The sequence below is a fragment of the Bradyrhizobium sp. C9 genome (assembly GCF_002532045.1).
Classification (GTDB): Bacteria; Pseudomonadota; Alphaproteobacteria; order Rhizobiales; family Xanthobacteraceae; genus Bradyrhizobium.
Genome location: NZ_NWTG01000001.1, coordinates 723,059 through 748,979 on the forward strand (window position 1 = coordinate 723,059; position 25,921 = coordinate 748,979).

The window sequence follows — 25,921 nt, forward strand, 5'->3', positions numbered from 1 at the left end:
GCCGGGTGGTCTAGACTTGGCGGATGACCACCAAGGCCGACCGCGCGGTCAACCGCACCGGCGTCTATCTCGCCGTGCTGCAGCTCGTGTTTACGCTGGGCTGGACCACCTACCTGATCTACCTGCCCAAGCTGTGCGCCGATGTCGGCATCGCGCCGTCGACCGTCATCCTGATCCTGATGATGGATCAGGGCATCTTCACGGTCACCGACACCGCGATGGGCATGGCAGCCGACAGGATTGCGAGCCTGGTCGGCCGGCTCGGCGCGTTTGTCGGCGTTCTCGCCGCGATCTCCTGCGCCGCCTTCGTCGCGCTGCCTAACATCGCCGGGACCGGGCCAGGCGCGAAATTCTGGCTGATCGTATTGATCATGATCTGGTCGGTCACATCGTCGGCCTTGCGCGCGCCGCCGCTGACGCTGCTCGGCAAGTATCGCGCGCAACCTTCCGTCCCATTCCTCGCCGCGCTGGCAATGCTGGGCTACGGCATCGCTGGCGCGGTCTCGCCCTATCTTGGCGTCGTGCTGCGCGATCATGATGCGCGGCTGCCGTTCGTGCTGTCAGGTACCGTGCTGCTGCTGACGGCACTGGCGTTCTCCGGGATCGAGCGCCGCGTCGCCGCGGAGGCGCAGCCGGAGCGGCTTGCGCCGCCGGCCAGGCGGCTCGGGGCGGTGCCGATGTTCCTGATCGGATCGATGGTGCTGCTCTCGCTCGGATATCAGCTGCACTTCAACGTCAACAGCGCCCCGTTCTATTTGCGCTTTGCCAAATCGAGTGAGCTGCAATGGCTGATGCCGGTGTTCTGGATCGGTTTCAACATCGCGATGTTTCCGGCGAGCATTGTCGTCAAGCATCGCGGCGGCTTGATCGTGATGGGCGCGGCGGGATTGCTCGGTGCCTTCGCGATCGTCGCCGCAGAGGTCGCCGGAAGCCTCAACGTGCTGATCGTGGCGCAGTTCATGGCGGGTGCGGCCTGGGGCTGCATGCTGATGAGCGCGGTGTCCGCGGCGCTTGCGATCGGGGAGACCGGCGCCGAGGGTAAGGTCACCGGCCTGGTGTTCTCGGCGCTGGCGCTCGCGACCTTTGCGCGGATGGCCGCGGTCGCCGGCGGCCTGCAGAAGATACCGGACTATGCGCCGCTGGTGCACTGGGCGCCGGTGGCCTGCTGGTCGGTCGCCGGAGCCGGCCTGCTTGTGATCGCCGCGTCGCGGCTGCAACGCGGGGTGAAGAGCGCTTAGTTGTTTCTTGCCGGATGAATGAACGCCCAGGGGCTGACTTCCGAATCGGTCGGCACTTCCACCGAGATCACGTAGGGCCCGCCGTCGGCCAGCGCCTTCTCCAGCACGGGGCGGAAATGATCGGGCGAGGTGACGCGCGCGGCTCCGACGCCGAAGGACTCCGCGAGCTTGACGAAATCGGGATTGACGAGGTCCGATGCGACGACGCGGCCGTCGAAGCGCTCGCGCTGGTCGCGGCGGACATTGCCATAGGCGTTGTTGTTGAACACCAGCGTCACCACGCCGATCTTGAACTGCACGGCGGTGGCGAGCTCCTGCACGCCGAACATGAAGCCGCCGTCGCCGGTGATCGCGACCACCGGCTTGTTGGGGTTGGCGACCTTGGCGCCGAGCGCGGTCGGGAAGCCCGAGCCGAGCGTGCCCTGATAGCCCGAGGTGATGAAGGTGCGCGGTTCGTAGATCGGAAAGCCGTACCAGGAGGCGAAGCCGACCTGCGACAGCTCGTCGGTGACGATGGCGTTCGACGGCAGCACCTCGCGCAGGATCTTAAGGTACGCCATCTGCGGCTGGACGCGCTGGATCTCATGCTCGGTGGCCGCGGTCGCCTCGCGGATGGTGGCGCGGCGGCCTGAGGTCTTGCTGTAGCCAACCTTGCGCACGGCCGAGACGAGCTCGGCGGTGCCGGTCTTGGCATCCGCGATCACGCCGGCGTCGGCCGGCCAGCGCCGTAGCTCGACCGGATCGATGTCGATGCGCACGCATTTCAGGCCGGCCGGCTGATAGGGCCAGCGCGACATCGTCGGCAGCTCCATGCGGGTGCCGATGCCGATCATCAAATCGGTCTTCGGCCATAGTTTGTAGGCGGAGGCCATGGTGAGCCCGAGCTCATGCGCGTTGGAGACGATGCCGCGGCCGCTGCGGAAGGCGACGACAGGCGCGTCGATCATCTCGGCCAGCTCGAGGATTTCCTCGCGCGCCTCGATCGCGCCGCTGCCGACGAAGATCATCGGCGCCTTGCTGCCGGCGATCAGGTCGGCGGCAGCCTTGATGCGATCCGGATCGGGCTGCGGCGCGGGCAGCGGATCGAACGGCTTGACGGCTACGACCTGGGTGCGCTGGGTGAACACGTCCCACGGCATTTCCAGCGAGGCGGGGCCGCGCCGGCCCGACAGCATCTCCTGAAACGCGCGCGACACCATCGCGGGCGCGTTGTCGGGGTATTCGATCCGCTCGGCCCATTTGACGAAGGTACGCAGCGTCGCGAGCTGGTCCGGCATCTCGTGCAGGTGGCCGCGGCCCTTGCCGAGGAATTGCGTCGGCACCTGGCCGGTCAGGCACAGCACCGGCTCGTTGCAGCCGAAGGCAGTGAGCAGCGCCGCCGAGGCGTTGAGCACGCCGGGGCCGGGCACCACGCTGAACACGCCGGGCCTGCCCGAGGAGCGGGCATAGCCGAACGCCATGTAGCCGCAGGCCTGCTCGTGGCGGGCGCCGATCACCTTGAGCTGCGCCTGGTGGAACGCATCGAACAGGCCATAGATCTGCGCGCCGGGCAGGCCGAACACGGTGTCGACGCCGTGGGCGACGAGGCCGTTGACGATCGCTTCGCCGCCGGATGTTGAGGTCATGGTACTGTCCACTCGCTTGTGAGGTTAGGTGGCTTCGTCGACGACACCGTTGCGCAGGATACCGACGCCTTCGGCCTCGACCTCGACGACATCGCCGGGCTTCAGATAGCGCGGCGGATCGAACCGCGCACCTGCGCCGGTCGGAGTGCCCGTGACGATGATGTCGCCGGGAACCAGCGTCGTGAAGGTCGAGATGTAGTTGATGAGGTAGCGGAAGCCGAAGATCAAGCGCGAGGTGCGGTCGTCCTGCCTGACTTCGCCATTGATCCGCGTGGTCAGCCGGACATCGGCGATCTGCGCTTCGCTGGTGTAGGGCACGATCCACGGGCCGAGACTGCCGGTGGAATCGAAGTTCTTGCCTTGGGTGACGTTGAACTTGGCGTGACGCACCCAGTCGCGGATGGTGCCTTCATTGCAGAGAGTGATCGCGGCGATGTGATCGAGCGCGGCGCTCTCGGGGATATGCCGGCCGGCCTTGCCGATCACCAGCACCAGCTCGCCCTCATAGTCGAGCTGCGGCGAGACGCGCGGCCGCACCACCGGCGTGTTGTGACCGACGAAGGAGCGCGGCACGCGTAGGAACATGCTGGGATATTTCGGCGCGTCCGAGCCATCCTTGTACTCGGCATTGCGGTCGGGATAGTTGACGCCGATGCAGATGATCTTGTCCGGTGCCGGGATCGGCGGCTGCCAGGTGACCGCGTCCAGCGCGTGGTCGGGCGCGCGCTTGGCGGCGTCCTCAACGAGCCTGGTCAGCGCGCCGGCGGCGATCGCCTCGCGCAGCGTCGGATAGTCCTTGGCGAAGCGCGACGAGAGGTCGACGATACCGGCGTCGGTGACGGCGCCATACTGCGTGGCGCCGTTGACGGAGTAGGTGGCGAGGCGAGGAGAGGGCATTGGTAGTCCCATAAATGGTGTCGTCCCGGCCTTCGCCGGGACGACGAGGGGATGGAGTCTTGTTCACTAATCCGCAACCAGCACGTCGGCGACGAAGCGCGGCTCGCGCACCGCCTGGCCCGCGAAGGTCGAACCTTCCTCGAACCAGGAGCGCGGCGCCGGTGCGCCCCACAGCGTCTGGCGGCGCGGATCGCGCAGCGACCAGCGCAGCGGCTCGTGGTCGTGATCGCCGGTGAAATAGTCGCTGGTGTAGAGCTCGATGCGGTGGCCGTCGGGATCGCGGATGTAGAGGAAGAAGGCGTTGGAGATGCCGTGCCGGCCCGGGCCGCGCTCGATGTTCGCGAGGAATCCGGAGGAGGCCATCACGTCGCAGAGGTGCACGATGTTCATCGCGGTCGGCACCCAATAGGCGATGTGGTGCAGGCGCGGGCCACGGCCGTTGGTGATGGCGAAGTCGTGGACATTGCCCTTGCGGTGCATCCAGGCGGCGGCGATACGGCCGTTGTCGCCATCTTCCTCGGCATATTCGGTGAGGCGGAAGCCGAGCCGGGCGTAGAAGTCGACGGTGTCCTGCACTTCGGCGGCGAATACGTTGAAATGGTCGAGCCGCTGCGGATGGCAGCCTTTGTAGAGATCGTAACGCCGCAACAGATGCGGGCGCTTCTCCATCGTGGCGTAAAGTTCGATCTGGAATCCGAACGGGTCGGTGAATTGCAGCGTGCGGCCCTGGAACGGCTGGTCGACGAAAGTGTAGGCAATGCCGTTCTCTGAGAAGAAGGACGCCGCCTTGTCGAGATCGCGATCATTGCCGACCTTGAAGCCGAGCCGGTTGCAGGCGGCTTTCGCCGCCTTGCGCAGCACCACCGAGTGATGCTGGTGCTCCTCGCTGGCGCGCAAATACACCGATTTGTCGTCGCGGTCCTCGATGTGGAGACCGACCGTCTTCTCGTAGAAGGCGGCGCTCTTCTCCAAATCCGTGACGTCGAGCACGGCATGGCTGCAGCGGATGATGTTGAACGGCGGATCGAAGACGTGTGTTGGTGCGGGCATCGCGGTTTCCTAATTTAGCTCGTCATTCCGGGGCGATGCGCAGCATCGAACCCGGAATCTCGAGGTTCCGGGTTCGCTTCGTGCCCCGGAACGATGGGTTTAAATTCCCAGTCTCTGAATCTTGTGCGTCCCGCGCGCGAGCGAGACGTGCTTGGTTTCCATGTAGAAGTCGAACGAGTAGTCGCCGCCGTCGCGGCCGATGCCGGACGCTTTCATGCCGCCGAACGGGGTCGGCAGATGGCGGACGTTTTCCGAGTTGAGCCAGATCATGCCGGCTTCGAGCGCGTCCGCGACGCGGAGCGCGCGGCCCACGTCGCCGGTCCAGACATAGCCGGCGAGGCCGTACTGCACGCCGTTGGCGATCTCGATGGCGTCCGCCTCGTCGCGGAACGGGATCACGGTCAGGAACGGACCGAATACCTCCTGCTGTGCGACGCGCATCTTGGCGTTGGCGCCGGTGACGAGGGTTGGCTGCACATAGTGCCCGCCGCCCGGACCGTCATGCGGCTTGCCGCCGACCGCGATCGTCGCGCCGTCCTGCCTGGCGACGTCGAAATAGCTGCAGACCTTGGCGTAGTGCCGTTCGTGGATCAGCGGGCCGATCTCGGTCGCCGGATCGAGGGGGTGGCCGACCTTGAGCGCCTTCACGCGCGCCGTCAGCTTCGCGATGAATTTTTCGGCGATGCTCTCCTGGACCAGCAGCCGGCTCGACGAGGTGCAGCGCTCGCCGTTGAGCGAGTAGATCATGAACACGACGGCATCGAGCGCGCGGTCGAGATCGGCATCGTCGAACACGATCACCGGGTTCTTGCCGCCGAGCTCGAAATGCACCCGCTTCAGGGTCGGCGCGCCCTGCGCCATGATCGCAGAGCCCGTCGCGCTCTCGCCGACAAAGCCGATCGCCTTGATGGCGGGGTGCTCGGTCAGCGCCTTGCCGGCGTCCTCGCCGAAGCCGTGCACGGTGTTGAACACGCCGTCGGGCAGACCGGCCTGCTTTGCGAGTTTGACCAGCAGATCGGCGGTCACCGGCGACCATTCCGCCGGCTTGTGCACGACCGTGCAGCCGGCGGCGAGCGCCGGCGCGATCTTCCAGGTCGAGAGCATGAACGGCGTATTCCACGGCGTGATCACGCCGACCGGGCCGATCGGCACGCGGGTCGAGATGTTCCAGTGCTCGTCCGAGGGCGTGCTAAGCCCGTCGCGCGCCTCGCCGCATTTGTCGGCGAAGAAGCGGAAATTCTCGGCGGCGCGGATCGCAGCCTTGGCCATGAAGCGGTGCGCCTGGCCGGTGTCGATGCATTCGAGCACGGCGATGTCGTCGGCGCGCTCCTCGATCGCGTCAGCGACGCGATGCAGCAGCTTGCGCCGCTGCGCTGCCGGCATATCGCGCCAGGCCTTGAAGGCCTTGGACGCGGCGGTTGCGGCACGGTCGATATCCTCGGCATTGCCGCGCGCGACGGTCGCAAGCACCGTGCCGTCGATCGGCGATTTCGTCTCGAAGGTCTGGCCGGAGGCCGCGGGCACCACCTTGCCGTCGATCACATGGCCGATACCTTCGGCCTTCAGTTTCGCAAGCAGAGGCCCGGCGCGGTCGCGATTGGCCTGGAACACGTCGGCTGTGGATTTCGGGGCGGCTTTATCCATTGACCGGCTCCACCTTTAGTGCGTCGTGGATGTTGTTGCGTTTCCAGCTGGTTTCCTTGTCGTTGATCTGCATGTCGAACGACAACGCGAACTTGGCTTTGGCGAAGACCGGATCGAGATGGACCGACAGCGCCTTGAAGATGTGCTCGCCGGCCTTCTTGCGGGTGGCGAGGTCGCGGCCTTCGCCCAACCGCAGCACCATGTCGAGGAAGCCGTAAGTCTTGCGGCCGTCGGCAATCGCGTAGTGCTCGCACCTGACGGCGCGGACCCGGATGCCGCCGAGCGGGAAGATGCCGGTCTCGACCGCGGCCTTGCGGACCAGCTCGACGGTCGCGCCCATGTCGACGAGGCCGTCGAGATTGGCGGAGTATTCAATCGTGAAATGCGGCATGCAGCGCTCCTGCTGAGTGCGTCAGGCGAAGTAGCAGCTCACGGACCCGTAAGGTCCGTAGTCGGCCTGGATGGTGTCGCCCTTGCGGGTCTCGATCGGGCGGATGAATGAGCCTGCCAGCACAATCTGTCCGGCCTCCAGCGCCAGCCCGTTCGGCGCGATCTTGTTGGCGAGCCATGCCACCGCGGTCGCCGGATGATTCAACACGCCGGCAGCCAGACCGGTTTCCTCGAGCTGGCCGTTTCGGAAGCAGAGCGCGCCGATCCAGCGCAGATCAGCCTCCAATGGGCGGATCGGCCGGCCGCCGAGCACGATGCCGGCATTGGCGGCGTTATCGGCGATGGTGTCGAATATCTTGCGCGTCGCCTTGGTCCCGGGGTCGACGCGCTCGACCCTGGTATCCAGGATCTCCAGCGCCGGCACCACGAAGTCGGTGGCGTTGAGCACGTCGAACAGCGTGCAGTTCGGCCCTGCGAGGCGATGCTTCATCACGAAGGCGAGCTCGGCCTCGACGCGGGTCGCGATGAAGCGGTCGGTCGGCACCAGGCCGCCATCGGCAAAGAACATGTCGTCGAGCAGGATGCCGGAATCGGGCTCGTCGATATTGAGCGCGCTCTGCATCGCCTTCGAGGTCAGGCCGATCTTGTGGCCCTTGACGACGCGCCCCTGCGCCACCTTCATCTCGACCCAGGCCTTCTGAATCGCGTAGGCGTCTTCGAGGGTAATGCGGGGGTATTCCAGCGACAGCTGGCGGATTTGCTTGCGGGTCTTTTCCGCACTGTCGAGCCGTTCGGCTGCAGCGCGGATATCGTCCTTGGAGAGGGCCATGCGTGCTACACAAAAGTGGATGTCGGGAGATGATTAACATGTTAAGTGAATTCCCGCAAACTGAATCAGGGCATGTTGCAACGCAAAATTTTGTTGCTGTGGATTGAGCATGGCACGCAAGAAATCGATGGATGAGGTCAGGCCGGGGCAGGGCGACGATGCATCGTCGCGACGGACCCCGATGCGAGAGTTCTCGCGCTCGCTGCCGATGTCGCTGCTCCGTGCGCGCGAGGCAGTGATGCGGCAATTCCGTCCGTCGCTGCGCAGTCATGGGCTGACCGAGCAGCAGTGGCGGATCCTGCGCGCGCTCACAGCGGTCGACGAGATCGAGGTCACCGAACTCGCCCGCGTGGCGTTTCTGCTCGGCCCGAGCCTGTCGCGCATCCTGCGCGATCTCGAGGCCCGCGCGTTGATCGAGCGCAAGGCGGCGGAGAACGACGGCCGGCGCGCGGTGGTCTCGATCTCCGCCAAGGGGTTGAAGCTGATCGAGGCCGTGGCGCCGACGTCGGAGGCGATCTACGCCGAGATCACACGGCGATATGGCGCGCGCAAGCTTGCGGAGTTGCACGAAATGCTGGGTGTGCTGGAAGCAAGTCTCGCCGGAATGGGTTCGGCCGATGATGCCGCAGTCGAGGCTGACGAGTAGCCGGGAATTTGCGCGGCCATGCCGCTCAGGCCATGTAGGGCACGCGCGAGATCACGTTGATGGCGCGGAATTCGGCAATCCAGCCGGCGACCTTGGAGTGCGACCACTCGATATGGCGGCGCAAGGTCGCTGCGGCCGTATCGCCGTCGCGGGCGCGCAAGGCTTCGATGATCACCAGATGCTCGTCCATGAAGGAATCGATCTGCGGCGCGGTCAGCGCGACCTGGATGTGCTTGCCGATCACGAAGGCGCAGTGGGTACGCTTGAGCGCTTCGATCATCTCGCGATTGACGCCGTAGCCCAGGCAACGGATATGGAGGTCGCCCTCGATCTCATCGAGCTCGCCGACGCCGACACGGCTGCGGAATTGGATCCCCTCGCGCAGCCGCTCCGCCATCCGGTCGAGCAGCGCGGCAGGAATTCTCGCCGCAGCGGATTTGAGCAGCAGCGGCTCGAGGGTTGCGCGCACCTCGAAGATGTCGCGGAGGCGATCCTCGTCCAGCGGCACCACATACCAGTGTGCCTTGGCGCCCTTCTCCAGGATTCCGATCGCCTGCGCACGTAGCAGCAGATTGCGCGCAACCGTGCGCCCAACACGGAAGTGCCTTGCCAATGCGAGCTCGCTGACGCGGAAGCGGCCGAACAGCGAGCGGTAGATGATCTCGCGTTCGAGCTTGTAATAGAGCTCGTCCCAGGCATCGCTGCGCACCGCCTCGACGGGGCCGTCGGTCAGCCCGAACATCGCCGGCGTGATCGGGACGCGCCGCGGTTCGGCCTTGCGCTTGCCGGCGATGACGCCGCGGCCGTCGAACCGGCGCACCAGGCCGATGTGCTCGAGCTGTTCGAAGGCTTGCCGCACCGGCGAGCGGCTGGAGCCGAACAAGGTCGCGATCGCCGATTCGGAGAGCACCGTGCCGGGCGGCACGTCGCCGGTCCGGATGTGCTTCGCCAATGCGGTCTTGATCAGCGCGTAGGCCGGCTGTTTCCGTCTGGTCTGCGATTTCGCTCTTGGAATCGACATCGATGGCTGCCCGCCGGTCACACTATCACGTGATCCCGTCATGGTCGCTGGTAGCAGGCATTTACGCACCGTTGCCAGCGAACTTTTGACTATTGCGTGCAATGTGCAATCATGTTTAGCTATGTCAAACGCCAGATCGATAGCCGCCGTTGCGCGTCTTGTGCGCTGCAGCGGCGCTCACGTTTGCTCGTCGCGCCGATTGACGGCTGCGGGTAGGGCAACCGATCGACGCGCCAGCTCGTCTCAACGCAGCCGACATGCAAGTTCGGCGCACCAAAGGGAGGATTGAATGAAACTGACGAGGCGTGAGTTTTCCGCCGGCTTGGCGGCAGGTCTCGCTGCTCCTGCGCTGATGCGCAGCGCCTGGGCGCAAGGGGCGACCATCAAGATCGGCATGTGCGTGCCGGTGACCGGGCCGGCAGCGGAGCAGGGCCTGTGGGCCCAGAACGGCGCCAAGCTGGCGCTGGCCGCGGTCAATAAGGCCGGCGGCGTGCTCGGCAAGCAGGTCGAGCTCGTCATCGAGGACGACCAGACCACCAATCCGGGCATCGTGCTGGCGTTCTCCAAGCTCGCCGCGCAATCCGACATCGTTGCCTTCCTCGGCTCGATCCGCTCCACCCAGGTGCAGGCGATGGCGCCCGACGTGATCAAGGTCGGCAAGCCCGTGATGATCGGCGGCACCAATCCCGATCTCACCCATTCCGGCAATCCCTGGCTGTTCCGCTTCCGCCCGAACGACAATTATTCGGGCCGCGTGATCGCCGACTTCGGCGTCAACACGCTCGGCAAGAAGAAATGGGCGATCGTGCACTCCACGGATGCCTTCGGCACCGCGGGCGGCAAGGCGCTCACCGAGGCGCTGACCAAGCTCGGCGCGCCGCCGGTGCTCGACCAGGGCTACGCCAACCAGAGCCAAGACTTCACCCCGGTCGTGCTGGCCGTGAAGCAGTCCGGCGCCGACGTGCTGGGCACCTACTTCACCTTCGAGAACGATCTCGGCATCTTCGCCCGGCAGCTGCGCCAACTCGGCGTCAACATCCCGTGGGTCGGCTCGCCCTCGGTGGTGGCGGTCTCCTCGACCAAGCTCGCCGGTCCGGCCCTGTTCGGCACCTACGGGGTCGCCGACTTCGCCGAGGACTCGAGCGATACCGCGAAGGCGTTCGGCAAGTCCTATCGCGACGCCTACAAGACCGCGCCCGACAACCAGAGCGCTTGGCCGTACGATGCGATCACCATCCTGTCGGCCGCGATCAACAAGGCCGGCTCGACCGACCCGAACAAGATCCGCGACGCCATCCTGGCGACACAGAAATTCGCCGGTGCCGAGGGCGAATATAACTTCGACAAGAATGGCGACGGCCTGCACGGCTACAATGTCGTGAAGAACGACAAGGGCAAGATCGTCTACGACAAGCATATCGACTTCAACGATTGATCGCGGCTCAGCCTCGCCGGCGAAACCGGCGAGGTTGATCTTCTGCGCACACTGTTCTGATCGAGCGCTGTCATGGATCTGGTTCTACAATTGCTGTTTACCGGCATCGGCATCGGCGCGGTCTACGCGCTGGTGGCGCTCGGTTTCGTGCTGATCTTCCGCGCCACCAACGTGGTGAACTTCGCGCAAGGCGAATTCTCGATGGTGGCTGCCTATCTGATGGTGGTGTTCTCGGTCGATCTCGGCTGGCCGTACTGGCTGTCGTTCCTGATCGCGCTCGCCGGCATGGCGCTGTTCGGCGTGATCTTCAATCTCGGCGTCTACTATCCGCTGCGCCACCGCACCTATCTGCCTGTCATCATCGCCACGATCGGCGCCTCGATCCTGCTGTCGAACTCGGTGCTGGCGATCTACGGCCCGCAGCCGCAGGTGCTGCAGGGTTGGTTCGATACGCCCGGCATCCAGCTCGGCCCAGTCTATCTCGACAGCCAGTATCTCCTGATCATCGGCGTCACCATCCTGCTGGTGCTGTTCAACTTCTGGTTCTTCGAGAGGACGCTGCTCGGCAAGAAGCTGCAGGCGACCTCGCAGGACAAGGAGATGGCCTCGTTGCTTGGCATTTCCGTCTCCACCATGATCATGATCACCTTCATCTATTCGGCGGTGCTCGGCGGTCTTGCCGGCATCCTCGTGGCGCCCGTGCTGTTCGTCTCGATCCAGATGGGCTCGACCATTGCGCTGAAGGCGTTTGCCGCGACCATCATCGGCGGCTTCGGCGATGTTGCCGGCGCCATCGTCGGCGGGCTGGCGCTCGGCGTGATCGAGACGTTCGGTGCCGCCTACATCTCGGTGCCGTACAAGGACGGCTTTGCCTTCCTGGTGCTGATCGCTTTCCTGGTGTTCCGGCCGCAGGGCATCTTCGGCGAACGCGTCGCGGAGAAAGCATGAGCGCCAGCGACAACATGATTCCCGCGCCAGCCGTGCGTTCGAAGCCGCTGATCATCCGGCATTTGCCGTATTTCATCGGCGCGGCCGCGCTGGTGGCGCTCGCCGCCGGCATGCAGTTCGACGGCTACATCCTCAACATCCTGCTGCAGGCCACGACGTTCTCGATCGCGGTGTTCGGGTTGTCGGTCGTGCTCGGCCTGTGCGGCCAGATCAATTTGGCGCAGGCCGCGTTCTTCGGCTTCGGGGCTTATGCCGTCGGCCTCGGGACCGCCGACCTGCATCTGAACTTCTGGCTCTGCCTGGTTGGCGGCTGCGCGATCACGCTGGTCGCCGGTGCGGTCCTGGGCATGTCGACGCTGCGGCTCGGCGGGCACTACCTTGCCATGGTGACGATCTCGTTCCAGCAGATCGTGACGCTGGTGATGATCAACGCGATCTGGCTGACCCACGGGCCGGACGGCGTCGCCAACATCCGCCGGCCCGAGCTGTTCCAGTCCTCGCAGAGCTATCTCGCCTTCTGCGTCGCGATGCTCGCGATCGTCGGCTATCTCGTCTGGCATCTGCCTGACACCAAGCTCGGCCGCGCCATGCGCGCGGTGCGCGACAATGAGCTCGCAGCCGGCGTCAACGGCATCGACGTGTTCCGCACCAAGGTCTCCGCGTTCGGGCTGTGCGCGTTGCTCGGCGGCCTCGCGGGCGGCCTGTTTGCCGGCGGCTTCGCCTATGTCAGCCCCGACCAGTTCTCGTTTGCGGAGTCGATCCAGTTCCTGACCATGTCGCTGCTCGGCGGCGTGGCCTCGCCGATCGGCTCGGTGATCGGCACCGGCCTCCTGATCCTGATCCCGGAGTGGCTGCGCTTCCTGAAGAGCGTGCCCGGCCTCTACCTTGCCATCTACGGCCTGTCGGTAATCCTGATCATCCGCTTCATGCCGGACGGAATCTGGGGCTTCGTGTCCGACGCGTTCACACGCTGGCGCGCGCACACCAATGCCCCGCCTGTTGCTGGCGCGCTCCTGCTCAGGCCAGCGACGACTGGCGGCGACATCGTGCTCGAAGTCACCGGGCTCTCGAAGCATTTCGGCGGCCTCAAAGCGGTCGACGGCGTCGATATCGCGGTGAAGCGCGGCAGCGTGCACGCGCTGATCGGACCTAACGGCTCCGGCAAGACCACGACGCTGAACGTGCTGTCCGGTCTCTACAAGGCGACAGCGGGCAAGATCGTGCTCGACGGCACCGACATCACCAGCATGGCGCCGCATCAGCGCACTGCGGCGGGGCTCGGGCGTACCTTCCAGAACATCCGCCTGTTCCGCTCGATGACGGCGCTCGAGAACGTCGAGATCGGCGCCGAACGACCCGGCAATACCATGATCGGGAAGGGCGACGATGCGCTGACCGAGCGTGCGATGGAGGCGCTGACCTTCGTCGGCCTCGGCAACCGCGCCAACGAGCTGATCTCGAGCTTCTCCTACGGCCATCAGCGCCTGATCGAGATCGCGCGGGCGCTGGCGTCGAACCCGACCTTGCTGCTGCTCGACGAGCCGGCAGCCGGCCTCAACTCGACCGAGAAGCTCGAGCTGCATGAGCTGCTCAAGCGCATCGCAGCGCAGGGCCTCACCATCCTGATCATCGATCACGACATGACGCTGGTCTCGGAAGCCGCCCAGCACATCACCGTGCTGAACTTCGGACGCCGTATCGCCGACGGCGAGTCCATGGCGGTGCTGCGTCATCCCGACGTCGTATCCGCCTATCTCGGGAGCGAATGATGCCGCTGCTCGAAATCCGCAATCTCGTGGTCCGCTACGGCGAGATCGAGGCGCTGCGCGGCGTCACCATCGCCGTGGAGCAGGGCCAGGTGGTCACGCTGCTCGGTGCCAACGGTGCCGGCAAGTCGACCACGCTGCGCGCGATCTCAGGCCTCGCCAAGCCCGCCTCCGGCGACATCCTGTTCGACGGTCATTCGATCGCCGGCCTCGGGCCGGAAGCGATCGTGCGGCTCGGCATCTCGCATGTGCCGGAAGGCCGCCGCGTGTTTCCGGGCCTCACCGTGAAAGAGAACATCATGCTCGGCGCGTCGAACCGGAAGGTCGGGGCGTCGCAGATCTCGCGCGAGGCCGACGCGATGTTCGATTTGTTTCCGGATATTCGCGCCTTCTCGAACGCGCTCGGCTGGACGCTGTCCGGCGGCCAGCTGCAGATGGTGGCGGTGGCGCGCGGCCTGATGGCCAAGCCGCGGCTGCTGCTGCTCGACGAGCCGTCGCTCGGGCTGGCGCCCGTCATCGTGCAGGCAGTGTTCCGCATCATTTCGCAGATCAGGAAGGACACCACGGTCTTGCTCGTCGAGCAAAATGCGCGCATGGGACTTTCGGTCGCGGATCACGGCTTCGTCCTCGAAACCGGGCGGATCGTGCTGGGCGGCAAGCCTGACGAATTGTGGGGCAATGAAGCCATCGCCGCGGCCTATCTCGGCGGTCACGCCAAAACCCACGCGTAGAATTCACCGTGCTGCATCGAGCGAGCTAGTTTTTCATGGTCACCATCAAGGTCGATAATCTCGTCAACTTCGTGTCCGACGTGTTTTCCCATTCGGAGTCGTCTCCGGAAGAGGCGAAGCGCATCGCGACCTACCTGACCACCGCGAACCTCACCGGGCATGACAGCCACGGCGTGATCCGCGTGCCGGTTTATGTCCGGTGGAAGAAGATGGGTTCGATCGTGCCGAACCAGACCCCCGAGGTCGTGGTCGACACGCCGTCGCTCGCGGTGGTCGACGGCAAGTTCGGCTATGGCCAGACCGTCACGCCAATCGCAGTCAGGCTCGGCATCGAGAAGTGCAAGAAGGCAGGGCTTGCCGCCGTCGCACTGCGCAATTCCGGCCATCTCGGCCGCGTCGGCGACTGGGCCGAAATGGCCGCCGCCGAAGGCCTTGTGTCTGTTCATTTCGTAACCGCAGCGGGCTCGTTGCTGGTCGCGCCCTATGGCGGCGTCGAGAAGCGGCTGTCGACGGCGCCATATTGCGTCGGCATTCCGCGCCAGGGGCAGGACCCGATCGTGCTCGATTTCGCGACCTCCGTTGTCGCCGAGGGCAAGTGCCTGGTCGCAAGCCGCGGCGGCAAGAAGCTGCCGATCGGCGCGCTGGTCGATGCCGACGGCACGCTGAGCGAGGATCCGCACGTGCTGTATGGCCCGTACACGCCCGACGGGCCCCGCGACCATACCAAGGGAACCGGCGCGATCCGGGCCTTCGGTGATCACAAGGGGTCGGGCCTTGCCTTCATTTGTGAGCTGCTCGGCGGCGCGCTGACCGGCACCGGCGCGACGTCGTCGGACCGGCGCTTCGCCAACGGCATGATGGCGTTCTACATCGATCCCAAGGTGATCGACACCAGCAACTTCTTCGACGGCGAGATCACCCGCTACACCGATTTCATCCGCGCCACCAAGCCGATCGCGGGTACCGAGTCCGTGCTGGTTCCGGGCGATCCCGAGCGGAAAACCCGTGCCGATCGCACCAGGAATGGCATCCCCTTGCCTGACGACACCTGGGCGGCGATAGTGAATACCGCGCGCGAAGTCGGCGTCAGCGAAGTCTCGATCCAGCGGGCGACCAGCTGAGGCTCGTCCCCCAAGAAAGCCTTCAAGAAACACAAAAGGAAACGCGATCAATGGCAAACAAGGTCAAGCAAGTCTGGGCATCGGGCAAGGCGGTGGTGAACGCGTGGCTCGCGATCCCCTCCGGGTTCTCGGCCGAAGTGATCGCGCAATGCGGCTTCGACAGCGTCACCGTCGATATGCAGCATGGCGTGCAGGATTATCAGTCGATGGTGCAGTGTTTCCAGTCGATGCATGCCCATCCGGTGACGCCGATGGTCCGCGTGCCGTGGAATGAGCCCGGCATCATCGGCAAGGTGCTCGACGGCGGCGCCTATGGCGTGATCTGCCCGATGGTCAACACGCCGCAAGAAGCCAAGAACCTCGTTTCCTATGCCAAGTACCCGCCGAAGGGCGTGCGCTCCAACGGCCCGATCCGCGCCGGCATGTACGGCTCGGCCGGCACCTATCAGCAGACCGCCAACGACGAGATCGTGCTGCTACCGATGATGGAAACCAAGACCGCGGTCGAGAACATGGAAGCGATCCTCGATGTCGAAGGCATCGACGGCGTCTATATCGGTCCGTCCGATCTCGGCTTCTCCTACGGCCTGGTGCCGAAGCTCGATCGCGATGAGCCGGAGATCCTCAAGATCTACGAGAAGATCATCAAGGAATGCGGCAAGCGCGGCCTCAACCCTGGCATCCACTGCTCCGGCGCCGAGGGCGCGGTGCGCGCGATCAACATGGGCTTCAAGCTCGTGACGCTGTCGAACGAAGTCGGCCTGATGCAGGTCTACGCCAGGATGCAGGTCAACCAGACCCGCGAGAAGTCCGGCGGCAAGGCGTAAATCTATCCTCCCCCTCGCCCCGCTCTTCGCGGGGTCGAGACCAGCGAAGCTAGCTCTTAGAGGGTTGGGGTGAGGGGCCTCTATCCGGCGAGCAGTGTTTTCGTGATTGCCTGCGTGCCTTGCCCCTCACCCGGATCGCTGATGCGATCCGACCTCTCCCCGTAAAGGACGGGGAGAGGTGAAGAAGAACCAAGGAGAACTCCCATGGCTTCGGCTCAAACGATCCGCCTGCACGCCGACGACAGCGTCCTGATCGCGCGCGCGAGTCTGCCGCCGGGGCTGGAGGTGACCGACGGCGTCACCACGGTCGATCGCATTCCGGCCGGCCACAAGGTGGCGATCAAGCCGATCGCGCAAGGCGAGCCGATCCGGCGCTATGGCCAGATCATCGGCTTTGCGACGCAGGCAATTGCGCCCGGCCAGCACGTGCATACGCAAAACTGCGGCATGGGCGATTTCGCCAAGGACTATGCCTATGGCGTCGACGTCAAGCCGGTGCCGAACTTCGATCTGCCGGCGACGTTCGAGGGCATCCGCCGCGCCGACGGCCGCGTCGCGACGCGCAACTATATTGGCATCCTCACCTCGGTGAATTGCAGCGCGCATGTCGCCGGCATCGTCGCCGACATGTTCAAGAAGAATCCGTTCACCGGCGACAACCCGCTGGCCGATTTCCCGAATGTCGATGGCGTCGTCGCGCTGACCCACAAGACCGGCTGCGGCATGACCCAGGACGAGCCCTTGGCGCTGCTCCGCCGCACGCTCGGCGGCTATGCGCGGCACGTCAATTTCTCCAACGTCATCGTGCTCGGCCTCGGCTGCGAGGTGAACCAGATCGGCGGTCTGATGCAGGAGCAGAAGCTCGCCGGCCGGCTGCGCGCGATGGACATCCAGGAGGTCGGCGGCACGCGCAAGACCGTGGAAGCCGGCGTCGCCTTCGTCAAGGAGGCGCTCGCTGACGCCAACAAGGTCAAGCGCGAGGCGGTGCCGGCCAGCGAACTCACCGTAGCGCTGCAATGCGGCGGCTCGGATGGTTACTCCGGCGTGTCGGCCAATCCGGCGCTCGGCGCGGCGAGCGATCTGCTGGTCCGCCACGGCGGCACGGTGATCCTCTCCGAAACACCCGAGACCTACGGTGCCGAGCATCTGTTGACCCGCCGCGCCGTCAGCCGCGAGGTCGGCGAGAAGCTGGTCGGCCTGATGCGCTGGTGGGAGGAATACACCCAGCGCGAAGGCGCCGAGATGAATGCCAATCCGAGCCCCGGCAACAAGGCCGGCGGTCTCACCACCATTCTGGAGAAGTCGCTCGGTGCGATGGCCAAGGCCGGCAGCACCAACCTGGTCGACGTCCTGCACTACGCCGAGCCCGTCACCAAGAAGGGTTTCGTGTTCATGGACACGCCCGGTTACGACCCGGTCGCCGCCACCGGGCAGGTCGCCGGTGGTGCCAACCTCGTCTGCTTCACCACCGGCCGTGGCAGCGTGTTCGGCTGCAAGCCCGCGCCGTCGATCAAGCTCGCGACCAACACGCCGATGTACAAGCGGATGCAAGACGACATGGACGTCAATTGCGGCACCATCCTCGACGGCGAGGAGAGCGTGCAGGAATGCGGCCAGCGCATCTTCGACCTCATCCTCAAGACCGCGTCGGGTCAGCCGACCAAGAGCGAGAGCTTCGATTTCGGCGGCGCGGAGTTCGCGCCGTGGGTGCTTGGCGCGACGATGTAGCATTAGCGCAGCCCGGATGAAGCGCAGCGAAATCCGGGACTCTCACCGCGGATGAACATCCCGGGTCGCGCTTCGCTCCATCCGGGCTACATGCTGGTGTTTCGATCTGGACGGAGGAAGCATGTACGCGCGCCGGTTGACTGGATGCCTCGCAGTTCTGGCCGCTTTGAGTCTCGGCGTCGCCTCAGCTGACGCGGCAACCATCGTGGCGCTTGGCGCGAGCAACACCTACGGCAAGGGCGTGGCGCGCAACCAGGCCTATCCCGCGCAGCTCGAAGCGATCTTGCGGGCGAAGGGTTTGAACGTCCGTGTCGTGAACGCCGGCATCAACGGCGACACCACGGAAGGAATGCTGCAGCGCGTGGACCGCGCCGTCCCGAACGGGACCCGCGCGGTGATTCTACAGCCGGGCGGCAACGATCGGCGCAAGGGCAGCCCCGACCGGACCGCGGATATTCAAAGTCGCCTCAGCGCCCGTGGCATCGCGGTGATCATGCTCTCCAACGGGATGCTGCACGGGCTGCCCCATCAGCTCGATGGTGTGCATTTGACCCCCGAGGGCTATCATATGCTCGCCGAGCAGCTTGCGTCGCAGGTATCCGGCGCGATCGGCCGCTAGCTTTCGCGTAGCCCTGATGAAGCGAAGCGCAATCCGGAACTCTTACCGCGGATGGGGACCCCGGATTGCGCTTCGCTCCATTCGGGCTACGGATCTCTGGGGAGGGCGGCATCCATGGCGAAGACGACCTATTGTTGGCGCTGCAAAATCGACGTGCCCATGCTCGACGAGTCAGAATGGGAGCAGGTTTTGCCTCATCTCCAGGCTGGGATCGAGCAAATACAGAACATCCGTCAGACTCACGGAGTTGGCCTCTATGAGGCGAAGATCCGGGTCTACGGAGAGGGCGCCTTACGACGGTATTTCGAAATTACGGGATTCCGGGAAACGAACGTTAATGCGATCTGGCACCACCGGCTGAGTTTGTTCGGGCCGCCATGTTCATCGTGCGGCAAGCTATTGCGAACCCCACGAGCGAAATTCTGCGCGGCGTGCGGGACTCAAGTTGAGATACGACGAGCCTAGACGGCGGCGGTTCGATCGGAGCCGCCGTTCTTGGCGAGGAAGGGTCCGAGCCGCTCCTCTCGTAGGCACCCCGTGCCCGTTGTTAGTGCTTGATGTCGACCGGCAGCAGTGTTCTGCTCAAAAAAGCTGCTGGAGTCCTCGGTCCGTGTCGATCTTCGTCGCACTGCATCACGTCACGCACTATAAATACGACCGGCCGATCGATCTCGGGCCTCAGACCATTCGGCTCCGGCCCGCGCCGCATACCCGCACGCCGATCCTGAGCTATTCGCTCAAGGTCACGCCATCAAATCACTTCGTGAATTGGCAGCAGGATCCGCAGGGCAACTGGCTGGCGCGCTACGTGTTTCCGGAAAAGACCACCGAGCTCAAGGTCGAGGTCGACTTCACCGCGCAGATGACGGTGGTCAATCCGTTCGACTTCTTCGTCGAGCCCTACGCCAACAGCTTTCCGTTCGAATATCCCGGCGATCTCAAGACCGAGCTCGCGCCTTATCTCGAGACCGAGGTCCCTGGGCCATTGCTCTCGGCTTACCTGAAGGAGATTCCGCGCCAGGCCGACTCGACCGTCAATTTCCTGGTCGAGCTGAACGCGCAGTTGCAGAAGAAGATCGGCTACGTGATCCGCATGGAGGCCGGCATCCAGACGCCGGAGGAGACGTTGGCCGCGGGCTCCGGCTCCTGCCGCGACTCGGCGTGGCTCTTGATCCAGGCACTGCGCCATCTCGGGCTCGCCACGCGTTTCGTCTCCGGATATCTCATTCAGCTGCGGCCCGACATTGATCCGCTCGAGGGGCCCCGCGAGGTCGAGAGCGATTTCACCGACCTGCATGCCTGGGCCGAGGTCTATCTGCCGGGCGCGGGCTGGATCGGTTTCGACGTCACCTCCGGGATGCTGACGGGTGAGGGACACATCCCGGTCTGCGCCACGCCGCACTACCGGTCGGCTGCGCCGGTCACCGGCACCGCTGGTATCGCCAACACCGAGTTCGGCTTCGAGATGAGCGTCAAGCGGATCCGCGAGGCGCCGCGGATCACCAGGCCGTTCTCCGATCAATCATGGGCGCGGCTCGACCGGCTCGGCGAGCAGGTCGATGTAGACCTAGCGAAGGACGACGTGCGGCTGACGATGGGCGGCGAGCCGACCTTCGTCTCGATCGACGATCTGGAATCGCCGGAGTGGAACGTCGCCGCGGTCGGTCCGACCAAGCGCGGGCTCGCTGACGAACTGATCCGCAAGCTGCGTACGCGATTCGCGCCCGGCGGCCTGCTGCATTACGGCCAGGGCAAATGGTATCCCGGCGAGAGCCTGCCGCGCTGGGCGTTCGGCCTCTATTGGCGCAAGGACGGCAAGCCGATCTGGAACAATGCCGACCTGATCGCTTCAGTCGAAAATCCGCGTAAGGCTGAGATCGCCGATGCGGAGCGCATCGCAATCGGCATCGCCGCGCGGCTTGGCCTGAAGGCTGACTACGTCATGCCGGCCTTTGAGGACACGGCGTTCTGGCTCGAGCGCGAAGCCGGCCTGCCGGCCAATGTCAGCCCCGCGAATTCCAAACTGACCGATCCAGAAGAGCGCGCACGGCTGGCGCGGGTTTTCGATGAGGGGCTGACGACGCCTAAGGGTTACGTGCTGCCGATCCAGCGCTGGAGCCCGCTGGGTGACCGCGTGCCGGCGCGCTGGCGCAGCGAGCGCTGGAAGATCCGGCGCAGCCATCTGTTCCTGTTCCCTGGCGATTCCCCGCTGGGCTTGCGGCTTCCGATCTCTTCGCTCGAACACGTCCCGCCGGACGACTTTCCCTACATCATCGAGCAGGATCCGATGGCGCCGCGCGATGCGCTGGGGGAGATCGATCCGGAGCTGACGCGGGCGCTCAAGGACATTGAAGAGCCGCTACCGGTGCGTACCGCGATGTCGATCGAGGTGCGCGACGGCGTGCTGTGCGCCTTTATGCCGCCGGTCGAGAAGGTCGACGACTATCTCGAACTGATAGCTGCGATCGAAGCCGCCGCCGAAGAGCTGCAACTGCAGGTCCATGTCGAAGGCTACGCGCCGCCGTTCGATCCGCGGATCGAGGTGATCAAGGTGACGCCGGACCCCGGCGTGATCGAGATCAACGTGCAGCCGGCGCAAAGCTGGCGCGAGGCCGTCGACATCACGCTCGGCCTCTATGAGGACTCCGCGAAGACGCGGCTCGGGGCCAACCGCTTCCTGATCGACGGCCGCCACACCGGCACCGGCGGCGGCAACCACATCGTGGTCGGCGGCAGCAAGCCGGACGATTCGCCGTTCCTGCGCCGGCCCGATCTGTTGAAGAGCCTGGTGCTGTATTGGCAGCGCCATCCGTCGCTGTCCTATCTGTTCTCCGGCATGTTCATCGGCCCGACCAGCCAGGCGCCGCGCATCGACGAGGCGCGCCATGACGGGCTCTATGAACTCGAGATCGCGCTGTCGCACGTGCCGCCGCCGGGCATGGAGGCGCCGCTGTGGCTGGTCGATCGGTTGTTCCGGCACATCCTGGTCGACATCACCGGCAACACCCATCGCGCCGAAATCTGCATCGACAAGCTCTACTCGCCCGACAGCCCGACCGGCCGGCTCGGCCTGGTCGAATTCCGCGCGCTCGAAATGCCGCCCGACCCGCGGATGTCGCTGGCGCAGCAGCTCTTGATCCGCGCGCTGATCGCCAAGCTGTGGCGCGAGCCACAGCAGGGCAAGTTCGTGCGCTGGGGCACGGCGCTGCATGATCGCTTCATGCTGCCGCATTTCCTCTGGGAGGATTTTCTCGGCGTGCTCGCCGAACTCAAGCAGTCCGGCTACGACGTCGAGCCGGAGTGGTATCAGGCCCAGCTCGAATTCCGCTTCCCCGCCTTCGGCCGCATCCACCACGGTGGCGTCGGCCTCGAGCTGCGGCAAGCGCTCGAGCCCTGGCATGTGCTGGGCGAGGAGGGCACCGCCGGCGGCACCGTGCGCTACGTCGATTCCTCGGTCGAGCGGTTGCAGGTGAAGGCGACCGGTTTCGTCGAGGGCCGCCACGTCATCACCTGCAACGGCAGGCGGATGCCGATGACCGAGACCGGCCGCGCCGGTGAGGCCGTCGCCGGCGTGCGCTTCAAGGCCTGGCAGCCCGCCTCCGGCCTGCATCCGACCATTCCCGTGCATGCGCCGCTGACGTTCGACCTGATCGATAGCTGGAACGGCCGCTCGCTCGGCGGCTGCGTGTATCACGTCGCCCATCCCGGTGGCCGCAACTACGAGACCAAGCCGGTCAATTCCTACGAGGCCGAGGCGCGGCGGCTGGCGCGCTTCCAGGAGCACGGTCATACCCCCGGCAAGATAGAATCGCCGCCGGAGGAACGCACAATTGAGTTTCCCTTGACCCTCGACTTGCGGACGCCGCTCCTGCACTAATTGGAGCGTTTTCGAGCGAAGTGGAGGCCGGTTCGCGTGAAGAAAACGCGACCAGACAAAAGGACGGGAGCATGATCCGATGCAATCGGATCATGCTCTGGGGTGCAGGGGAAGTGCAATGACCGCATCGGGTGGCCAAGGAAGCAGTCAAGAGAGCAGGGCCCGTCCCGGTCAGCGCCGGATGGCGCAATGGACCCGCGACTATGTCCGGCTTCCGGGCATTCCCGATGAATACATCGCCGAGAACGGCGCGCCGCGGCCGGTCTGGGCCCGCTTCTTCGATGCCTTTGCCGGGCTGTCGCCGGCCGACATCGAGCGCCGCTTCGCCAACGCCGACCGTCATCTGCGCGAGGCCGGCGTCACCTACCGCGCGCCCGGCGATACCTCCGACCGGATCTGGCCGCTCAGCCACCTGCCGCTGATCATCGACGCGGCCGACTGGCGGCAACTCGCCGCCGGCGTCGCGCAGCGCGCGCAGCTCCTGGAAATGGTGTTGGCCGATCTCTACGGCGATGGCCGTCTCGTTGCAGAAGGCGCGATTCCCGCCGCGGCCATCGCCGGCAGCGGCGAGTATCTGCGTGCGGTCAGCGGCATCAAGCCGCCCGGCGGCCGCTATCTGCATCTCTATGCCGCCGACATCGGCCGCGGGCCTGACGGCCGCTGGTGGGTGCTCGGCGATCGCACGCAGGCGCCGTCTGGCGCGGGCTATGCGTTGGAAAATCGCCTGGTGCTGTCGCGCGCATTTTCCAATCTCTACAAATCGATGAATGTCGAGCGCGTCGCGCCGTTCTTCGAAGCGTTCCGCGATTCGCTTCGCGCCAGCGCCGACCGCGACGAGCCGCGGATCGGCCTGCTGACGCCCGGCGCGTTCAGCGAGACCTATTTCGAGCACGCCACGCTCGCGCGCTATCTCGGCTTCCTGCTGGTCGAGGGTGACGACCTCGCGGTCTCCGGCGATCGCATCCACATCCGCACCGTCGCCGGGCTGAAGCGGCTCGACGTGCTGCTGCGGCGGGTTGATTCCAACATGCTCGATCCGCTCGAGCTCGATGCCTCCTCCTATCTCGGCGTGCCCGGGCTCGTCGAGGTGCTGCGCAAGAGCGGCGTCGTGGTCGCCAACATGCCGGGCTCGGGCGTGATGGAGGCGAGGGCGCTGCTCGGCTTCCTTCCCAATCTGTGCCGGCGTCTGCTCTCTGAAGACCTGATGATGCCGCATATCGCGACCTGGTGGTGCGGCCAGAAGTCCGCCCGCGAGCAAGTGCTGTCGCGGCTCGACGAATTCGCCATCGAAGGCGCCTATGGCCGCGGCGTTGCGGATTTTCCCGGCCACGGGCCGGTGCTGCCGGGCGAACTGTCGGCGGCGGACCGCGACCGCCTGAAGGATGCCATCAGCCATCGCGGCATCGATTATGTCGGACAGGAACTGGTGCGGCTGTCGACCACGCCAGTGTGGGAGAACGGCCGCATCGCGCCGCGCCCATTTGTGCTGCGGGTGTTCGCGGCGGCGACGCCGAACGGCTGGACCGTGCTGCCCGGCGGCTTCTGCCGGATTGCCGATCGGGCGGACGCGCGCGCGGTGTCGATGGGCGATGGTGCGGTGTCCGCCGACGTCTGGGTGGTCTCGGACAAGGCGGTCGCGACCTCGACCTTGCTGCCGGCGGTCGACACCGTCCGCATCCGCCGCATCGCCGGCGTGCTGCCGAGCCGTGCGGCCGACAATCTGTTCTGGCTCGGCCGCTATCTCGAGCGCGCCGAAGCCACCATTCGCCTGATCCGCGCGCTGTGCACGCCGCTGCGCGATCCCGCGCGGGCGAATGCGACCGGCTCGACGCCGGCGATGCATTCGGCCGAGCGCATCCAGCGCATGCTGGTGACCTGGGGCGCGGCATCGCAGACCGCGCGCGCCAATCCCGCCAAGGTCGCGCTCGAAGCGTTGCAGAGCGAGGAGAAGTTCGGCTCGGCGCTGTCGCTGGTGCGATCGGCGCAGCGCACGGCCACTTCGCTGCGCGAGCGGCTGTCGCCGGATGCCTGGCAGGTCATCACCGAGATGGCGGATCGCCTCGCGATCGAGGTTCACGATGATGACGGCGTCGTCAGCGCCGCCGAGCTGACCTTGCAGGAGCTCGCGAGCTTCGCGGGGCTCGCGCAGGAGAACATGAACCGCGCCGCCGGCTGGCGTTTCCTCGAAATGGGCCGCCGTGCCGAACGTGCCATCAACACCACGCGCTTTGCCCGCCAGTTCGCCTATGACGAAGCCGGTGACGAGGATCTCGACGTCCTGCTGACGCTGGTCGATTGCCAGATCACCTACCGCTCGCGCTATCTGGTGCAGCCGCTGCTGACGCCGGTGCGCGATCTCGCCGTGCTCGATCCCTACAATCCGCGTTCGGTCGCATTCCAGGTCGCGGCGCTGAACGAGCATATCGCCGCGCTGCCGAGCCTGAAGGAGCACGGCCTGATCGAGCGGCCGCAGCGGCTCGCCGTCGCGCTCGAGGCGATGTTGACGACGGCCGAAGCCGGCAGCCTCGACGTCAAGACGCTGTTTGCGCTGGAGCAGGACCTGCTCAACCTCGCCGACTCGGTCGGGCTGCACTATTTCCCGCACGGACCGAACGCCAGCCGGCCGGAGAAGCTCACGGGGCTGGCGTGATCTACGACATCCGTCACGTCACGACCTACAGCTACGAGACCCAGGTCAGCTTCGCGCGCTGCTCGCTGCGGCTGGAGCCGATCACCGGCGACGGGCAGCAGCTGGTTTCCCATTCGGTCGAGATTCGCCCCAAGCCCGCGGAGCGCACCGCGCGGCGCGACTTCTTCGGTACGCTGACCGAAAGCGTCCTGATCGAGACCGCGCATCGCAGTCTTCGGATCGATTCGCGCTCGCGGGTCTCCGTAGCGCGGCAGCCGCCCGCGCGTGACGCCGCCAGCCCGCCCTGGGAGGACGTGCGCGACAACGCATTCGAGGCATTGAGCCTCGATGCAACCTCGCCGGTCGGCTACGTCTTCGCCAGCGCGCTGGTGCCGGTGCTGCGGCCGGTGACGGCCTACGCTTCCGCGAGTTTTTCGCCGGGCGGCGGTATCCTCGCCGGTGCGGCCGACCTGATGCGCCGCATCCGCGGCGACTTCAAATACGATCCCAAGGCGACTGTGATCTCGACGCCGCTTCGCGACGTGTTCGAGAAGCGCCACGGCGTCTGCCAGGATTTTGCCCATGTGATGATCGCCGGACTGCGTGGCCTCGGTCTGCCGGCCGCCTATGTCAGCGGTTATCTGCGCACCATTCCGCCGCCGGGCCAGCCGCGGCTGCAGGGCGCGGACGCAACCCACGCCTGGGTGTCGGTCTGGTGCGGCAGCGAGCTCGGCTGGGTCGGGTTTGATCCGACCAACGATCTCATGGTCGCCAACGATCACATCATTCTCGCCATCGGCCGCGACTTCGCCGACGTCTCGCCGGTCGACGGCGTCATCGTCGGCGCCCGCAAGCAGAAGCTCAGCGTCGCCGTCGACGTGTTGCCGGTGGAGTGAGCCG

The 25,921-nt window shown here is 65.6% G+C and carries 20 protein-coding genes; 13 read left to right on the forward strand and 7 right to left on the reverse strand.

Features of this window, described 5'->3' with window-relative positions:
- Positions 1–23: 23 nt before the first annotated feature.
- On the forward strand, positions 24–1,238 hold the full coding sequence (locus tag CO675_RS03215) for an MFS transporter (RefSeq protein WP_097670542.1): 1,215 nt from the start codon (positions 24–26) through the stop codon (positions 1,236–1,238).
- Here the strand turns inward: CO675_RS03215 and CO675_RS03220 are convergent.
- The 6 genes from CO675_RS03220 to hpaH form a co-directional block, all read right to left on the reverse strand.
- Positions 1,235–2,863 (reverse strand): thiamine pyrophosphate-dependent enzyme, encoded by a 1,629-nt coding sequence (locus tag CO675_RS03220; RefSeq protein ID WP_097670543.1) that lies wholly within the window; start codon positions 2,861–2,863, stop codon positions 1,235–1,237. The genes CO675_RS03215 and CO675_RS03220 overlap by 4 nt on opposite strands.
- 24 nt (positions 2,864–2,887) lie before the next feature.
- The gene (locus CO675_RS03225; protein ID WP_097670544.1) at positions 2,888–3,760 is read right to left on the reverse strand and encodes a fumarylacetoacetate hydrolase family protein; all 873 of its coding nucleotides are present in this window, start codon (positions 3,758–3,760) and stop codon (positions 2,888–2,890) included.
- A 66-nt stretch (positions 3,761–3,826) separates the two neighbouring features.
- A complete protein-coding gene (gene hpaD, locus CO675_RS03230; RefSeq protein WP_097670545.1) occupies positions 3,827–4,810 on the reverse strand; it encodes a 3,4-dihydroxyphenylacetate 2,3-dioxygenase in 984 nt (327 codons plus the stop codon).
- 99 nt (positions 4,811–4,909) lie between these two features.
- A complete protein-coding gene (gene hpaE, locus CO675_RS03235; protein WP_097670546.1) occupies positions 4,910–6,454 on the reverse strand; it encodes a 5-carboxymethyl-2-hydroxymuconate semialdehyde dehydrogenase in 1,545 nt (514 codons plus the stop codon).
- Entirely contained in the window at positions 6,447–6,845 is a 399-nt protein-coding gene (locus CO675_RS03240; RefSeq protein WP_097670547.1) for a 5-carboxymethyl-2-hydroxymuconate Delta-isomerase, read from the reverse strand. Before CO675_RS03240 ends, hpaE begins: the two co-directional genes overlap by 8 nt.
- A 21-nt stretch (positions 6,846–6,866) precedes the next feature.
- The gene (gene hpaH / locus CO675_RS03245; RefSeq protein WP_097670548.1) at positions 6,867–7,673 is read right to left on the reverse strand and encodes a 2-oxo-hept-4-ene-1,7-dioate hydratase; all 807 of its coding nucleotides are present in this window, start codon (positions 7,671–7,673) and stop codon (positions 6,867–6,869) included.
- Positions 7,674–7,782: 109 nt separating this feature from the next.
- On the opposite strand from hpaH, the gene hpaR reads away from it, so the two are divergent.
- Complete coding sequence (gene hpaR / locus CO675_RS03250) at positions 7,783–8,319, forward strand: homoprotocatechuate degradation operon regulator HpaR (protein WP_198964465.1); 537 nt, start codon at positions 7,783–7,785, stop codon at positions 8,317–8,319.
- A 25-nt stretch (positions 8,320–8,344) separates the two neighbouring features.
- Here hpaR and CO675_RS03255 read toward each other — a convergent pair whose 3' ends face one another.
- Positions 8,345–9,340 (reverse strand): GntR family transcriptional regulator, encoded by a 996-nt coding sequence (locus CO675_RS03255; RefSeq protein WP_097670549.1) that lies wholly within the window; start codon positions 9,338–9,340, stop codon positions 8,345–8,347.
- A 289-nt stretch (positions 9,341–9,629) separates the two neighbouring features.
- Between CO675_RS03255 and CO675_RS03260 the strand changes: the two genes are divergently transcribed.
- From CO675_RS03260 to CO675_RS03315, 11 genes are all read left to right on the forward strand, one after another.
- Complete coding sequence (locus CO675_RS03260) at positions 9,630–10,775, forward strand: ABC transporter substrate-binding protein (protein ID WP_097670550.1); 1,146 nt, start codon at positions 9,630–9,632, stop codon at positions 10,773–10,775.
- Positions 10,776–10,847: 72 nt separating this feature from the next.
- Positions 10,848–11,723, forward strand: a complete 876-nt coding sequence (locus CO675_RS03265; RefSeq protein ID WP_097670551.1) for a branched-chain amino acid ABC transporter permease — start codon at positions 10,848–10,850, stop codon at positions 11,721–11,723.
- Positions 11,720–13,492 (forward strand): branched-chain amino acid ABC transporter ATP-binding protein/permease, encoded by a 1,773-nt coding sequence (locus tag CO675_RS03270; protein WP_097670552.1) that lies wholly within the window; start codon positions 11,720–11,722, stop codon positions 13,490–13,492. Before CO675_RS03265 ends, CO675_RS03270 begins: the two co-directional genes overlap by 4 nt.
- Positions 13,492–14,220 (forward strand): ABC transporter ATP-binding protein, encoded by a 729-nt coding sequence (locus CO675_RS03275; RefSeq protein ID WP_050406791.1) that lies wholly within the window; start codon positions 13,492–13,494, stop codon positions 14,218–14,220. The genes CO675_RS03270 and CO675_RS03275 overlap by 1 nt, the downstream gene beginning before the upstream one ends.
- A 35-nt stretch (positions 14,221–14,255) precedes the next feature.
- Positions 14,256–15,341: a malate/lactate/ureidoglycolate dehydrogenase gene (locus CO675_RS03280; RefSeq protein ID WP_097670553.1), complete on the forward strand. Its 1,086-nt coding sequence runs from the start codon at positions 14,256–14,258 to the stop codon at positions 15,339–15,341.
- A 50-nt stretch (positions 15,342–15,391) separates the two neighbouring features.
- A complete protein-coding gene (locus tag CO675_RS03285; RefSeq protein ID WP_092125098.1) occupies positions 15,392–16,168 on the forward strand; it encodes an HpcH/HpaI aldolase family protein in 777 nt (258 codons plus the stop codon).
- A 204-nt stretch (positions 16,169–16,372) separates the two neighbouring features.
- On the forward strand, positions 16,373–17,896 hold the full coding sequence (locus CO675_RS03290; RefSeq protein WP_097670554.1) for a UxaA family hydrolase: 1,524 nt from the start codon (positions 16,373–16,375) through the stop codon (positions 17,894–17,896).
- A 121-nt stretch (positions 17,897–18,017) separates the two neighbouring features.
- The gene (locus CO675_RS03295) at positions 18,018–18,515 is read left to right on the forward strand and encodes a GDSL-type esterase/lipase family protein (protein ID WP_245452607.1); all 498 of its coding nucleotides are present in this window, start codon (positions 18,018–18,020) and stop codon (positions 18,513–18,515) included.
- A 610-nt stretch (positions 18,516–19,125) separates the two neighbouring features.
- Positions 19,126–22,392, forward strand: a complete 3,267-nt coding sequence (locus CO675_RS03305; RefSeq protein ID WP_097670556.1) for a transglutaminase family protein — start codon at positions 19,126–19,128, stop codon at positions 22,390–22,392.
- Positions 22,393–22,573: 181 nt separating this feature from the next.
- Complete coding sequence (locus CO675_RS03310) at positions 22,574–25,042, forward strand: circularly permuted type 2 ATP-grasp protein (RefSeq protein ID WP_245452608.1); 2,469 nt, start codon at positions 22,574–22,576, stop codon at positions 25,040–25,042.
- On the forward strand, positions 25,039–25,917 hold the full coding sequence (locus CO675_RS03315; protein ID WP_097670558.1) for a transglutaminase family protein: 879 nt from the start codon (positions 25,039–25,041) through the stop codon (positions 25,915–25,917). Before CO675_RS03310 ends, CO675_RS03315 begins: the two co-directional genes overlap by 4 nt.
- The last annotated feature ends 4 nt before the right edge of the window (positions 25,918–25,921 follow it).